The organism is Dethiosulfovibrio faecalis, assembly GCF_021568795.1.
Classification (GTDB): Bacteria; Synergistota; Synergistia; order Synergistales; family Dethiosulfovibrionaceae; genus Dethiosulfovibrio; species Dethiosulfovibrio faecalis.
This window is the reverse complement of the sequence record NZ_JAKGUE010000001.1, coordinates 173,961-188,545: the sequence shown is the minus strand read 5'-3', so window position 1 is coordinate 188,545 and position 14,585 is coordinate 173,961. Positions and strand designations below refer to the sequence as shown.

Below are 14,585 nucleotides of genomic sequence, written 5' to 3'. Positions count from 1 at the left end.
TTTATCTCCCCGTTTCCGAGGATGGACAGGAATCCGCCAGAGGACATCTCGAACAGATCGGTTTCCTAGCCTTACAGATGGATTTACCGTGACTGATGATGTTGAGGTGGGCGCCTTTCTTTCGCTCGTCCGGGACGATTTTCTCCATATATTCCTGTATCCTTACCGGATTAGCCGAGGGGGCAACCCACTCCATCCGACGGCAGAACCTGGCGACATGGGTGTCCACGGGGAAGGCGGGGATGTCCATATCGAAGACCAGGACGCAGGCAGCGGTCTTAGGGCCGACGCCTGGAAGACCCTCGAGAAAGGCCCTTACGCCGTCCGGTTCCCGCTCTTTCAGCCTCGTCAGACCGTATTCGCCAAGCTCGTCGTGGATTATCTTCAGCACGTCCAGCATTCGAGCGGCCTTGACGTTGGCGATGCCGGCGACCCTTATGGCGTCGGCCAGTTCGTCGGGGGTGACCGCCGCGACGTCCTCCCAAAGGGGATACAGGGCCTTCAATTTATCGAAGGCCCTGTCTCTGTTGTTGTCGTTCGTGTTCTGAGACAGGATTGTCAACATCAGCCCGTCCAGGGGATCGTCGAAGGCGGAGACCATGGGGTTCTTTTCCTGACCCCACAGTTCCTCCAGCACATCGAGCACCGATAGAAGATCGTCCCCGACTGAAGAAAACGAGCTGAGTAACCCGCCCCCCACCTCGGACAGAAGTCTGCTCACAGTAGCTGTTCCTCCACCTTATTCTTCTTGGCTTTTACCGATTTATCCGCCGTTCCGGACATTTCCTTGTGTATTCTGGCGGCGTCCTTCATCCACTTCTTGAGCTTGGCCTTGACCTTACCGTGTATGGAGTTTTTGGGATAATTGCCCCTCTTGTTGGGATTTCCTGCAGGTATCCCAGTGAGCACCTCTATTCCCTCGTCCACCGAGTGCACCTTCCAGACGTGGAACAGCCCGTCCTCTATGGCCTCTACGACCTCCTCGTTCAACATGAGATGCCGTTCGTTCTGATGGGGTATTATCACTCCCTGGGAGCCGGTGAGCCCTCTCTCCTTGCAATAGGAGAAAAACCCCTCCACCTTCTCGTTTACCCCTCCTATCGGCTGGATGTTTCCGAACTGGTCCACCGATCCGGTGACGGCTATGGACTGATCTATAGGGACCTCCGCCAAAGAGGATAAAAGGCTGTAGAGCTCGGTGGAGGATGCGCTATCTCCCTCTATGCCTCCGTAATTCTGCTCGAAGGATATGCTGGCCGACAGGGTCAGGGGCATATCCTGGGCGTATTTCATGCCGAGATAGCTGTTCAAGGTGAGGTGACCTTTGTTGTGGATGGGGCCGGCCATGGCGGTCTCCCTCTCGATGTTGACCACTCCCTCCTTGCCCATGTATGTGTTGGCGGTTATCCTGGCGGGATGTCCGAAGGCATAGTCTCCGAGGTCTATGACGGCCAGTCCGTTTATCTGTCCGATCGCCTCTCCCTCGGTGTCTATCCTTATGACCCCGTCCACGAAGGCACGACGGATCCGCTCCTCCACCAAACTGGCTCGATAGCGGGTTTCCTCTATCGCCTTTCTCACGTGGCTCCTGGAGACAAGCTCAGCCTTGTCCAGCTTGGCCCATGTTATGGCCTCCACTATGACCTCTATTATCCGGTTGAACTGTATGGACAGGCGGTCCTTATCCCCGGAGAGGCGGGCCGACCAATCTATGACCTGTGCGACCGCCTCGGCGGTGAAATGAGGCCCCTTCTCTCTTTTGACGACCGTGGTTATGAATTGGGCCATCTGGTGCTCGGTACAGGCGGTCCTCTCCATGTCGGAGGTGAACTCCGCCCGAAGTTTGAACATCTTGCGGAACTCTGGATCGTAGTACTGAAGCAGATGGTACAGATAGTGGGTACCGACCAACACGACCTTGACCGATATGTCCACTCCCTCCGGACGGAGGGACGACATGGGAACGGCGCCGTACTGTTCGCCCAGGTTCTCTATGTGGAGGGTTCCTGTTCTCAAAACCCTCTTGAGTCCCTCGTAGGACATGAAGTTTCTCAAAAGCAGGTCCACGTCCAAAACGAGAAATCCTCCGTTGGCCTTGAGTATGGCTCCTGCCACTATTTTGTTGAAGTCGGTATAGAGATATCCCTGGCGGCTTTCGTACTCGACCTTTCCCATGAGGTTATAGTAGGTCGGGTTGGTCTCCCATATGACGGGAGCTCCGTCTTCCGGGTCGTTGGACACTATGGGGTTTACCTGATAGACGCTGAAATCGACCTCGGTATTGTCGTCCCTGGCCGACGCCACGAACACACCGAAGTTGTCTATGACGCTGGAGGTATAGGCGTCTATCCAGCCGAGGACCTTGTCGTTAACGCCGAAACGCTCTCTGACGTCGTCTATGGCGGGCTGAATGGCGTTTCTGCATATCTCCGACTCCAGCTCGCTTATCTTCTTCTTGAGGTCTTTCTCCTTGTCCCTGATATCCCTGAGAACTCCCAGGGTCTTCTGGGATATCTCCTCCGATTCCTTCTGGAGCTCCTTTTGTCTGTCCTCGCTAAGGGCCTCGAACTCTTCAGGCTGTATTTCCCTCCTGGTGGAGTTGCCCTCTTCGTCTACGTCGTCGGTCAAGGGGATGTTCACGAATCCCTGAGGGGTTCTCTTGACGGAGAAGCCTCTTTCCCAGGCCCAGGCCTTGACCTCCTCCATCTTCTCGTTTACCTCTTCCTGGAAGGCCTTGACCTCCTGGGCCTTGGTGTCCTCGTAGTGCCCCTTTTCGAAGGCTTTGTTTATGACGCTCTTCAGCTCGTCTATAAGATTTTCAAAGGCGGACTCCATGGCCTTTCCCTGTCCGGCGGGAAGAAATAAGGCCACAGGTTCCCCGGGATTGTCGAAGTTATAGGCATATACCAGATCGTCCGGTACATCCATCTCCTTCGCCTTTTTTCTGAGGCTGTCCAGGGCATAGGTCGTCCTGCCGCTGCCTGAGTTGCCGACGACGAAGATGTTGTATCCCTTGCTGTTGACCGAGAGACCGAACTCCATGGAACGGACAGCCCTCTCCTGACCTATGAAACCGGTGAGGCAATCGACCTCCTCGGTCGAGGAACAGTCCAGCGAGGAGGGGTCGGTAGTCCTTCTGACCGCCTCGGGGTCTAGACGCAACAATTCCTTTAAAGACATAAAAACTCCTCCTTTATCGGCTGTATACCCTATCTATGATTCCACCACCCAACAGACAGGGGCCATCGTAAAGCACCAAGGATTGCCCCGGCGCTACTCCTTTTGCCGGTTTTTCCAACAGGACCTCCGCATAGCCCTGATTTAACCTGGATAAAACCGCCGGGACCGGTGCGGAGCGATAACGATGTTGAATCATGTAAACCGATCCTTCATTTACTTTATGTTGCCATTTTAGCATAGAAAATCCTATTCTGACAACGGAGGTATCCGCCTCTCTGCCCAGTATCAGGGCGTTTTCGGCCCTGTCCTTCCTCACGACAAACCATGGGCCTCCTCCCAGCCCCAGCCCCTTTCTCTGTCCTTCGGTGTAACGGCACAACCCTCTATGACGGCCCAGCACGTCTCCGTAAAGTGAGATCATGGGCCCCGGGCCAGCCTCCTCCCTCAAATTCTCGTCCAGAAAGGAGTCAAGCGATCCCGGGATGAAACAGATGTCCTGGCTATCGCCGGATCTCAGTTCCTCGTCGTCGAACTCGCGGAAGACCAGATCCCGAACCTCCGGTTTGGACAATTTTTCCAGAGGAAAGATCAGACGATCGAGCCACTCTGACGGAAGTCGATAGAGCATATAGCTCTGATCCTTCCCCCCTATCTCGGCCCTGATTATGGCCGAATCGCCGCGATAGGGGGTTATCCCGGCGTAATGTCCCGTTCCGACCAGGTGGATTTCTCTTCGATCGGCCTCTTCGAAGAGGAGCCTGAACTTGACCCTCTCGTTGCAGAGCACGCAGGGGTTGGGAGTGGTACCCCTCTCGTAGGCCTCCAGAAAGGGCTCCACCACGGAGGATCGAAAAGCTTTTCTGCCGTCTACCTCCACCACCGGTATCCCCAGCGAGTCAAGCCCCTTCAACCTGGCCTCGTCCAGCCGATCCTCCTTTTCCTTGAGGATAAGCCGGACCCCGATAGGTTCGTATCCGGACCTTCTGAGCAACAGAGCGGCGGCGCAGCTGTCGACGCCGCCGCTGACTCCCAGAAGGACCCTGCGATCAGTGGTCGATGCCATTTCTGGACAGAACTCCTCTGTCGTAGGGATGACGACGGGAGACTATCTCCGACAGATAGTCCCCTCTCTCCAGTATCGCCTCCGATGGATACCGACCGGTGACCACCAGTTCCACCGATTCCGAACGGTTGTCGATAAGTTCCAGCAGGTCGCCCTCCTTCAGAAGACCGTAATCCAGGGCAACCGAGACCTCGTCCAGTATGACCAGGTCTCGAATTTCCTCGTAGATGAACCGCCTGGCTGCCTCCATTCCTCTGGCGGCCTCTCTTAGATCCTCGTCGGTCTCCTCTCCCTTGTAGACGTAATCGGGACGACCGGTCTGAACCAGCTCCAGGCCATTTAGCTTCTCCAACAGCGCGACCTCCGAATAGGGGTAACCCTTCATAAACTGCACAATCCCGACGGAAAAGCCAGCACCCAAGGCCCTTATAGCTAATCCCAGGGCCGCGGTGGTCTTTCCCTTTCCGGTACCGTAGTATACGTGCATCAATCCTCTGTCTCTCACGGTTAAATCTCCTTCCACACCACTGTTTCACATAAAGTAGTAAAATGCCACTGAACGGAGGGATCAAGTTGACGGAAAAAGAAATTCTCGTCACCGGCGTCGTCCAGGGCGTCGGTTTTCGTCCTTTTTGCGCGAAGTTGGCCTCTTCTCTGGGACTCGGAGGATCGGTGATAAACAGCTCCGACGGCGTGGTTATCGTCCTCAGAGGAACGGAGAGGTCCATAGACAACTATATCAAAGATCTTAAGGACACCAAGCCCGATCCGGCGGACATCCATTCCATAACGATAATCTCGGAGAGAGAGACGGACGGAGACTCTCCCGGACCTTTCGTAATAGGCAAAAGCCGGAGAACCGAGAGACAGAGGGTTTTGATCCCTCCCGACATAGGCACCTGCGACAGATGTCTGGCGGAGATGAGGGATCCATCGGACAGAAGATACCGTTACCCCTTCATAAACTGCACCGACTGCGGGCCACGGTTCTCCATAGTATCGGGGCTCCCCTACGACCGGCCCAAGACTACCATGTCCGTATTCCCCATGTGCGACAGGTGCAACGGCGAGTACACCGATCAGGGAAACCGAAGATATCACGCTCAGCCCAACGCCTGCGCCGACTGCGGCCCTTCCGTATGGTTTCAAACCGAAGGAGGAGAAACCTCTCTCGGGGAAGACGGCATCGGTCGATGCAGGGAATACCTGAAGGCGGGAAAGGTGGTGGCGATAAAGGGTCTCGGAGGTTTCCATCTTGCCTGCGACCCCTTCGAGGACGATCCGGTATCCACCCTCAGGGAGAGAAAGAGGCGCCCGGACAAGCCTCTTGCGATAATGGCGGAGAGCCTGGATTCCGCCAAGGAGATAGCCCTCATATCGGATGAGGAAGCAGCTCTCCTGACGTCGTCCAGGCGTCCCATCGTTCTGTGTGAGAAAAAGCCCGGCTCCGTAGCGGAATCGGTGGCTCCGGGCCAAAACAGCGTCGGGATAATGCTACCCTACACACCGCTTCATCATCTGATAGTGGAGGGAATGGGGGCTCTCGTGATGACCAGCGCGAACCCCACCGATTCGCCTCTCATATCGGATAACGAGGAGGCCCTATCCCGACTCGCTAACGTGGCCGACGGCTTTCTGATGCATAACAGGGATATATGCATGAAGGTGGACGACTCTCTTGTCGCCCTTTCGGGGGATAGAACCGTGATGCTCAGAAGGGGCAGAGGCTACGTCCCCAACCCGATCGACCTATCCATATCCATGCCACACATACTAGCAGCAGGAGCGGAGATGAAGAGCACCTTCTCCCTGACCCAGGAGGGGTTGATCTTCCCGAGTCAATATCTCGGAGACGCCAAACAGATGGATACCCTGGAATACTATCGTCAGACCTTGGACCATTTCACAGAGCTCTACAACATACGGCCCAAGGCGTTAGCACACGACATGCATCCTCTGTATCTATCGACTCAGACCGCCTTGAGGGCGCTGGGCGAGGTGGAGAGATCCATGGCGGTTCAACATCATCATGCCCATCTGGCCGCCTGTCTGGCGGAACACGACATAAACGAGCCTACCATAGGGGTCATAATGGACGGAACGGGATACGGATCGGACGGCACGATCTGGGGAGGGGAATTTCTACTGGGAGACTGGTCCGGCTACAGAAGACTGGGCCATTTTATGACAGCCGGACTTCCGGGAGGAGACCGTTCGGTGTTGGAGCCCTGGCGCTACTCCCTGTCTTTACTGACAGAGGCCCTAGGGAAAAAAGAGGCTACGAAGGAAGTCAGCCGTATGTGGCCGGAACGAGCCGAGAAAGCGAAAATCATACTGAAAACCATGAAGTCATCCCCCTCAACCTCCTCCTGCGGCAGGCTTTTCGACGGAGTATCGGCGATTCTCGGCGGCAGAGACAGAGTAAGCTACGACGGACAGGCCGCCATGGAGCTTGAGGCCCAGGCTTCCTATACCGACGAGGTTCCCGTCGATATGGACATATGGAACGACGCAGAGGGGATCATTCTGGACTGGCGTCCCTTCATAAGGTGGCTGATGGAGGAGAAACCCACCGTGACCCAGGGCGGATCGGCATTCCACGCATCTTTGGCCAAGTCAATATCGGAGATATGCACGAAAATAGCGAAGGATACCGGGGTAAAGAGGGTCGCCCTGTCCGGCGGGGTATGGCAAAATCGGATGCTTTTGAGGCAGACTGTGCCCAGACTTGAGGACCGAGGATTCTGTGTATTGACCCACCGAAGGCTTTCCCCTAACGACGAGTCCGTGTCGGTAGGTCAGGCGGCAATCGCCGGATGGCGATGGCGGATTTGAGAACTAAAAAACGGAGGGCGGCCCATTGGGCCGTCCTCCGTTGTGGTTTTCAGGGCTGTAGAGACTAGTTACGCTCTGGTAACGTTCGACGCCTGGGGGCCCTTCTCACCGTTGGTGATCTCAAACTCGACCACGTCGTTCTCTTCAAGGGTTTTGTACCCATCCATCTGAATCGCGCTGAAGTGGACGAACACATCGTTCCCCTCTTCGGTGGTGATAAAACCGTACCCCTTGGTGCCGTTGAACCATTTGACTGTGCCTTTCATTACTTGTGCCTCCTAAAATGGGTGTACACCTGCGACGAACGTTGCAAGTTCCTCAGGAGCGACTGCTATTCGTCGTCCCCTACCTACAATCTTTATAATCGATACCGCTGATAGCGTCAAGCTTTTTAGGGCGATGAATCGCCTCTACGTATCTTACCGTTCCGCTTTTGGACCTCATGACGAGAGAGCTGGTCTTGATCCTCTCGCTCTCGTAACGTACGCCGGTCAGAAAGTCCCCGTCGGTGATGCCGGTAGCGGAGAAAAAGACGTCGTCGCTGGAGACCAGGTCGTCAAGGGACAGGACCTTGGAAAAATCAAGTCCCTGGCCTATGGCACAGTTTTTCTCGTCCTCCGTTCGAGTCCAAAGCTTGCCCTGCATCCCTCCACCAAGGGCCTTCACGGCACAGGCCGTTATGACCGCCTCGGGGGTTCCTCCGATGCCCATCAGCATGTCGGCCCCACGTTCGCTCTTGCAGGTCAGGAGAGCTCCCCCGATATCTCCGTCGGGAATGAGCTTTATCCTCGCGCCTGCCTCCCTTATCTCCGCGATGAGATCCGTGTGTCTAGGGCGATCCAAAACGACTACTGTCACGTCGCATACGTCTTTTTTCTTGGCTTTCGCCACCCTGTTTATGTTCTCCGCCACGGGGGCCTCTATGTCCACCATGTCCTTGGCCTCCGGGCCGACCACCAGCTTGTCCATGTAAAAAACGCACTTGGGATCGAACATCGTCCCTCTTGGGGCTATGGCCACCACGCTGATTGCGCCGCTCAGTCCCAATGCGGTGAGTCTGGTCCCGTCTATGGGATCGACCGCTATGTCCACCTGAGGGCCGTCGCCGGTACCGAGTTTTTCTCCGTTGAACAGCATGGGGGCCTCGTCCTTTTCCCCCTCACCGATGACGACTATTCCGTCCATGTGGATGGTGTTGAGCATATACCTCATGGCGTTGACGGCGGCACCGTCGGCGGAGTTTTTGTCCCCCCGTCCCATCCAACGCCCCGCCGCCATGGCGGCGGCTTCGGTCCCCCGACAGAACTCAAGAGCCATGTTGCGGTCAGGGGTTTTATCGCAGCGAGAATCGACAACCATATGTAAGACCTCCCGAATTATTCCCTACTGGGGAATCTATCGAACACCGAATCGACGTGACGGAAATAATAGTCCTCGGAGAATAACTCCTCCAACTCCTCCCTTTCGAGAGCTCCATTGATCCTCTCGTCTTTCCAGAGAAGATCGATGAAGGCACCCTCCCCATCCCAGCACCTCATGGCGTTCGACTGGACCACCGAGTAGGCCGCCTCTCTGCTCAGACCAAAACGCTCGACCAACTGCAGCAGCACCCTCTGACTGAAGACAAGTCCTTTGGTAAGGTCGAGATTGCGTCTCATGTTGTCGGCCTTCACCGTGAGCCCTAATACTACCCTCTGTAGAAGTTTTTCCATATAATGGACCAGATGAAACGAGTCGGGCCAGGCGATACGCTCCACCGAAGAATGGCTTATGTCTCTCTCGTGCCACAGGGCCACGTTCTCGAGGGCGGCAAGATGATAGGATCTGAGGAGACGGGACATGCCGGTTATCCTCTCGCAGAGTATGGGGTTTTTCTTGTGAGGCATGGCGGAGGAGCCCTTCTGCTTGCTGCCGAAGGGTTCGAGAACCTCCAATACCTCGGTCCTCTGAAGATGGCGTATCTCGGTGGAGATCCTCTCCATGGCGCAGCCCAAGCTCGACAGAGCGTAGGAGACCTGAGCGTGCCTATCCCTCTGGACCACCTGGGTCGACACCGGATCGGCCTTCAGATAGAGGGAAGCGCAGACCTTCTCCTCGAACTCAGGGGAACTATGGGCGAAGGTTCCCACGGCTCCGGAAAGCTTTCCGTAGCCGATATTCTCCCTGGCGGAGATAAGTCTCTCCCTATCCCTCATAAGCTCCGAGTACCAGTTCAATACCTTGAGACCGAAAGTCGTAGGCTCGGCATGGATGCCGTGAGATCTTCCTACACAGGGGGTATGACGATGCCCGTCGGCCAGTTTCCACACGGCATCGCAAAGCGAGTCCAGTTGCTTCACCACGACATCCAGAGCCTGTCTCAGTCTCAGGGCGCTGGCTGTGTCGAGTACGTCGCTGCTGGTGAGTCCAAGATGGATGTACCTGCCGCTAGGACCTACCTGTGAGGCCATATCCGTCACGAAGGCTATGACATCGTGATGAACCTCCGCCTCTATAGCGGCGATCCTGTCCACGTCGAAATCGCTTTTCGTCTCGATCTCCTCAAGTGCGTCTTTCGGAATGACTCCCAGATCGCACCAGGCCTTACAGACCGCCAGTTCTACCTCCATCCAGCTTCTATACTGGTTTTCCAAGGACCATATCCCGCGCATATCCTCAGTCTCATAACGACCGATCATAACAGCTATTCATCTCCCGTCGACGGGGAACCGGCGGTTCCTCCGTCCTTTATCTCCAGATATCCTAACAGATCGTTTTCCCACCGACAGGGCAACAGTTCGTTGTCGGCCTCCGCCTGGCTCATACGATCCCTTCTGACCAAATCTTTGCCCTCACGACGAAGCCTTTCCGCCAAGGCCCGCCCTACGGCGGCCCACCATCCGATATCCTCCGCCATGGAGATCTCGCCGCTGACGTCCTCGGCCAGGTAGTAAGGCCCCTCTATTTCGGAAAGGTATAGTCGTTTCTTCCCCTTGGACAGAAGAGCCTCCCCTTTTTCTCCGAGGGATTTTATCTCTTTCGCGGTGAGGGACAGCCGACCGAAGAGAGCCGCCGCCTTTTCGTTCAACTCGGTACCACCGTCTATCTTCACTATTGGCAGAGGAACGGACCACCAGGGAGGTGTGACAGGCGCATCCGGAGGTTCCCGATAGAACCCCTCTATCCTGCCGCCCTTATCGTCGAGAAAAAGGACTTTTTCACCCTGAGGAATGTCCTCGAATGAAGAGAATCGCTTACCCTTCAAAACCTCTTCTACTGGCGAATCGCCCAGCCCCATACCCATGAAGGAGATGAGACGTTCTTTGTGGAGAACGACCTTTTTTTTCTTTTTCTCTATGACGACCCAATCTATCCTCAAGCTATAAAGTTTTCTGAGAAGCTCGTCCACCGGCACGCCGGTGCCATATTCGACAGACACCTCCATCATTCCTCTCCTGATCCATCGGAGGATCTGAGAAGGGCGTCGACGAACTCGGACGGAACGAAAGGAGCCAGGTCCTCTATTGCCTCGCCAAGACCGACGTATCTGATGGGAAGTTTAAGCTTGTCCGCGATGGCCAAGACGATCCCTCCCTTGGCGGTATTGTCGTATTTTGCCAGTACCACTCCGGTAAGAGGGGTTACCTCGTTGAAGACCTCGGCCTGCCGAAACGCGTTTTGTCCCATGACGGCGTCCAACACCAGGAGGGATTCGATCCTTTCTGCCGGGACCTCCTTTGTGATGACCCGATAGACCTTCCTTAGCTCCTCCATGAGGTTGTGCTTCGCCTGTAGCCTTCCGGCCGTATCGACTATGACCACATCGGCATCGGACGCTTTAGCGGCGTTTATGGCGTCGTATGCCACGGCTCCGGCGTCGCTGCCCTGATGCTGGGATATCACCCTTATACCTATACGGTCACCCCAGACGTGAAGCTGCTCCGAGGCAGCCGCCCTGAATGTGTCCGCAGCTGCGAGCACCACTTTTTTACCCTGAGACACCAACTGCTGAGCCAGTTTTCCCGTGGTAGTGGTCTTGCCGCTGCCGTTGACCCCTACCATGACCACGACCGAGAGTCCCGATCCGGGAGAAAGAGGCTTTCCCATCATTGGAACCGACTCAAGGCGGGAGGAAAGCATCTCCTTGAAACGAATCAGAAGGGGCTCCGGTTCTTTTATTCCCTCTCTACGAGAAGCTTCCTTAAGCTCTTCGGACAACTTCTCGGAAAGCTCTACACCTACGTCTCCGGCGATAAGACGATCCGTAAGCTCCTCCCAGAACTCGTCGTCCAACTTGCCGGAAAAGAGAGAGGCGACCCCCTCGCTCCATTTTTCCCTGACGTTGGCCAACTTGGAAGCAATGCCCTTGAAAAAAGCCATCAGTCCGTGGTACCTCCCTTGGAGACGTCGTTTCCGTCCTTTTTGACGTTTTTATCAACATTTTTATTATTGCCAGGTTTCTTTCTTCTCCTGCGACGCTTGGGCTTGGGTTTGGAGTCTCCCTTTTCCGGGGAGTTCTGTTCCCTTCCTCCATTCTTGGTTTCAGGATCTCCCTGTTTGACCTTATCCTTGGGGGGCTTTTGACTTTGAGACTTATCGGTCGTCTTTTCTCCAGATGGCACCGAGGGTTTCTTTTTCTTTCTCCTTCTCCTCCTGCTGCTGGAGCTTCTCGGCTTATCCGAAGGGCCGTCGTCTCCAGAAGCCCCTTTCCCAGACGGTTTCTCCGATGAACCGGAGCGCACTTCCCTTTTCGAGGGCTCGTCCTTGTCCTTCCGGACCGACTTAGTGGAGGTCGACATGGCAAACATCGGCTCGATCGGAGGCTTCTCTTCCTCCTGGTCCGAAACCGCTACGAAGGGCTGCCAGTCCTCTCCTGCCATCACCGCTTCCTTAAAATCGGCAAAACGTTCCACCGATATGGGAACGTGGGCTCCCTCAGGGGTTCTCATAAGGGCGTTTTCTCCATCTATATCCACCCCTACCAGTATAAAGGTGCCTCTGGAACTCCGTATTTTGCTGCCGGGATTGGGAAGTTTCTTCCAAAGATCCCTGTAGACATGATGTTCGTAGCTCATACAGCACATCAGCCTTCCGCAAAGTCCGGATATCTTGGTAGGGTTCAAAGCGAGGTTCTGCTCCTTGACCATCTTGATACCGATGGGAAGGAAGCTGTGCAGCCAGTAGCTACAGCAACAGGGCTTTCCGCAGGGGGCGATCCCTCTCACTACCTTGGCCTCGTCTCTTACGCCTATCTGACGAAGCTCTATCCTGGTTCTAAATTCCCTGGCAAGATCGCGGACATAGGCCCTGAAGTCTATCCTCTGCTCGGCGGTAAAGTAGAAAAAGAGTTTTTTTCTGTCCAGAAGATACTCCACATCTACTATCTTCATCGCCAGATCATGTTCCCCCAGGAGCTGTTTGGCCTTGAAAAGAACGTCTTCCTCGTCCAGACGGTTTTCCTGATCCGCCACGATATCATCCTCCGACGCCTGTGCCACGAAAGCCACGGTCTGGAGTCCCGGCTCCCCTCCCTGTGCCCCGTCCTTGGGGCTGTTCTCGTTGGCCTTTCTGTAGAGCTCCGTTTGCTCTTCCGAGATCGGACCTCCTACTGTGGCGGTCTCGACGCCTCTCATAGTCTCTATCACCACAGGCTCCCCCGGAACCAAGACGGGGGAGTCGACTTCCATTATGCCCAGATATCTGGGCTTACCAAATACCGTCAAATATACGCTCAAAAGGATACTCCTCCTCGATAGATAAAAAAGCCAAATCCCCTATCATGGCCGTAGACAGATGGGTCCGCTCCGCCATGAATATCAACTGATCTACGGCGGACGCCGCTCTGAACCTGCTCTCTTCGACCAGTTTTCTCGACATACCCTCCAGCTCCAGGAGCAGGTCTCCCCTGTCAAGACGAGCAGTTTTGCCCAACCAGTTGATCCATTCTCCCTTTCCCGACGGCAAGGACACCGATTTAAGCAGGTCCTTCGGTGAAAAACGAAGGGTCCAGACCCGGCTCCTCAGGGTAGGTATCATATGGTCCTCTCCCAGCAGGAAAAACAGGTGTCCCGATTCAGGCGGTTCTTCCGTTATCTTCAAAAGACTGTTGGCGGAGTTGAGCGACATCCTGTCGGCGTCGGGAATCACCGCTATCCTTCTGGAGGCCACCACGGGACGCAGGGACAGCTCCTCCGACATTCTACGACATTGGTCCACCGAAGGCGCACCTTCCTCGGAGGCGACGATGAGATCCGGGTGTCCGTCCTCGGACCATGAGAGGCAGGAATGACAGCTCCCGCATCCGCTCAGATCGTCGCAAAGCCACAATTCGGCGGCCTTTCTCAAAAGAGATGTATGCAGAGATTGAGGAGCTACCATGGCCAGAGCGGACGGCAGCATCCCCCTCTTCAAGGTGGATTCCATTTCTCCCCAGGCAGCGCTGGAATCTAGAAAAGAAGAGAGATCAGACATCCCTTTATATCCTCCATAAGTCTGAGAGCTCTGGTGCGATTGTTCTCCCTGAAAAGCACCTGTTCCAGCTCCTCCAACCAGGCGTCGGTCTGCTCGACTACCAGGAAACCCCTTTTATCCCCTCTACGCCACTTTAGGTCCCTTCGGAGCCTCACGCCCTTAAGGGCCCTGTCCAAAAGTTGCCTTACCAATTCCCTATATCTGGACATGATAACCGTAGATGGAACGCTGGAGAGCTTCGTCCCTACGTCCTCGAGCTCCTTGAAAAGCGCCTCGAGCTCCATGACCTGGACAGTCTGATCGAAGGAGCTGCCTCTTCCACCTGATGAGGAAACAGCCCGGCCGTCGCCCTTCAGAGGAACTTCCACTCCACCGGAACGGTCCCCGGAAATTCTATTTATAGCTGCCAAGGAATCAACCCCTCCAAGGACTCCATCAAGCGGGAAAAGACGACGTGTTCCTCTCCCTCTCCGTCGATCCTTATAATTCTATCCTCATAGCTCTCACTCAGCGACTGAAAACCGAACCGAACTCTATCGAGAAAAGCGGAGTCCTCCTCTATGCGATCGAGTTTTCCTCTCGAGCTGATTCTACCCAGAGAACAGGAAAGCGGAACGTCTATCCAGATGGTCATGTCGGGAACGGGGAACCTACTCCAATCGAAAAGCCCCTCCACGAAGGGCAGATCCAGCCCCCTTCCGAAACACTGATATGCCAGGGTGGAGTCGGTGTATCTGTCGCATATGACTATGTCGCCTCTATCCAGGGCGGGAATCACTACCTGCAGAAGATGCTCGCATCTGTCCGCCATGAACAGGAAAAGCTCGGTGTGCTCGTGACGGAGATCCCCGTCGAGGAGTATACGCCTGATCTCCCCGCCGTGGGACCAGTCTCCAGGCTCCTTGGTAAGGACCACGGAACGCCCTCGTTCCTCCAGGTGATCTCTCAACAACATGGCCTGGGTCGATTTCCCACAGCCATCGATACCTTCCAGAGATATGAACAACCCCGAACGATGCGCTAAAGACAATTGTCGCATATAATACCCTCGTTTCTC

General features: G+C 55.3%; 14 protein-coding genes. 1 reads left to right on the top strand and 13 read right to left on the bottom strand.

Translation table 11 applies throughout. From position 1 onward, the window contains the following. Position 1: 1 nt before the first annotated feature. Genes L2W58_RS00985 through L2W58_RS00970 form a run of 4 tightly spaced genes read right to left on the bottom strand, consistent with a single transcriptional unit; the run spans position 2 to position 4,748 of the window. The gene (locus tag L2W58_RS00985; RefSeq protein ID WP_236101098.1) at positions 2-721 is read right to left on the bottom strand and encodes an endonuclease III domain-containing protein; all 720 of its coding nucleotides are present in this window, start codon (positions 719-721) and stop codon (positions 2-4) included. Beyond that, positions 718-3,180, bottom strand: coding sequence for a Lon protease family protein (locus tag L2W58_RS00980; protein WP_236101097.1), 2,463 nt, complete (start codon positions 3,178-3,180; stop codon positions 718-720). The genes L2W58_RS00985 and L2W58_RS00980 overlap by 4 nt, the downstream gene beginning before the upstream one ends. Positions 3,181-3,193: 13 nt before the next feature. Next, positions 3,194-4,243: a tRNA 2-thiouridine(34) synthase MnmA gene (gene mnmA / locus L2W58_RS00975; protein ID WP_236101096.1), complete on the bottom strand. Its 1,050-nt coding sequence runs from the start codon at positions 4,241-4,243 to the stop codon at positions 3,194-3,196. Further along, on the bottom strand, positions 4,227-4,748 hold the full coding sequence (locus L2W58_RS00970) for a cob(I)yrinic acid a,c-diamide adenosyltransferase (RefSeq protein ID WP_236101095.1): 522 nt from the start codon (positions 4,746-4,748) through the stop codon (positions 4,227-4,229). The genes mnmA and L2W58_RS00970 overlap by 17 nt, the downstream gene beginning before the upstream one ends. Positions 4,749-4,816: 68 nt before the next feature. Between L2W58_RS00970 and hypF the strand changes: the two genes are divergently transcribed. Further along, positions 4,817-7,078, top strand: a complete 2,262-nt coding sequence (gene hypF, locus L2W58_RS00965; RefSeq protein WP_236101094.1) for a carbamoyltransferase HypF — start codon at positions 4,817-4,819, stop codon at positions 7,076-7,078. A gap of 68 nt (positions 7,079-7,146) precedes the next feature. Here hypF and L2W58_RS00960 read toward each other — a convergent pair whose 3' ends face one another. The 9 genes from L2W58_RS00960 to tmk form a co-directional block, all read right to left on the bottom strand. Continuing rightward, complete coding sequence (locus L2W58_RS00960; RefSeq protein ID WP_005662254.1) at positions 7,147-7,344, bottom strand: cold shock domain-containing protein; 198 nt, start codon at positions 7,342-7,344, stop codon at positions 7,147-7,149. Positions 7,345-7,423: 79 nt separating this feature from the next. Continuing rightward, positions 7,424-8,437: a class II fructose-bisphosphatase gene (gene glpX / locus L2W58_RS00955; RefSeq protein WP_236101093.1), complete on the bottom strand. Its 1,014-nt coding sequence runs from the start codon at positions 8,435-8,437 to the stop codon at positions 7,424-7,426. Positions 8,438-8,454: 17 nt separating this feature from the next. Beyond that, entirely contained in the window at positions 8,455-9,756 is a 1,302-nt protein-coding gene (purB, locus tag L2W58_RS00950; protein WP_236101092.1) for an adenylosuccinate lyase, read from the bottom strand. Between the two features lie 5 nt (positions 9,757-9,761). Continuing rightward, positions 9,762-10,502: a hypothetical protein gene (locus tag L2W58_RS00945; protein WP_236101091.1), complete on the bottom strand. Its 741-nt coding sequence runs from the start codon at positions 10,500-10,502 to the stop codon at positions 9,762-9,764. Next, positions 10,502-11,437 carry a signal recognition particle-docking protein FtsY gene (ftsY, locus tag L2W58_RS00940; protein WP_236101089.1) on the bottom strand — a complete coding sequence of 312 codons (936 nt, stop codon included), beginning with the start codon at positions 11,435-11,437 and terminating at the stop codon, positions 10,502-10,504. The genes L2W58_RS00945 and ftsY overlap by 1 nt, the downstream gene beginning before the upstream one ends. Beyond that, positions 11,437-12,792, bottom strand: coding sequence for a PSP1 domain-containing protein (locus L2W58_RS00935; protein WP_236101087.1), 1,356 nt, complete (start codon positions 12,790-12,792; stop codon positions 11,437-11,439). The genes ftsY and L2W58_RS00935 overlap by 1 nt, the downstream gene beginning before the upstream one ends. Continuing rightward, on the bottom strand, positions 12,764-13,528 hold the full coding sequence (locus L2W58_RS00930) for a hypothetical protein (protein WP_236101086.1): 765 nt from the start codon (positions 13,526-13,528) through the stop codon (positions 12,764-12,766). The genes L2W58_RS00935 and L2W58_RS00930 overlap by 29 nt, the downstream gene beginning before the upstream one ends. Continuing rightward, a complete protein-coding gene (locus tag L2W58_RS00925) occupies positions 13,504-13,938 on the bottom strand; it encodes a DUF327 family protein (protein ID WP_236101085.1) in 435 nt (144 codons plus the stop codon). The genes L2W58_RS00930 and L2W58_RS00925 overlap by 25 nt, the downstream gene beginning before the upstream one ends. Continuing rightward, positions 13,926-14,567, bottom strand: a complete 642-nt coding sequence (tmk, locus tag L2W58_RS00920) for a dTMP kinase (RefSeq protein ID WP_236101084.1) — start codon at positions 14,565-14,567, stop codon at positions 13,926-13,928. Before tmk ends, L2W58_RS00925 begins: the two co-directional genes overlap by 13 nt. Positions 14,568-14,585 lie beyond the last annotated feature (18 nt).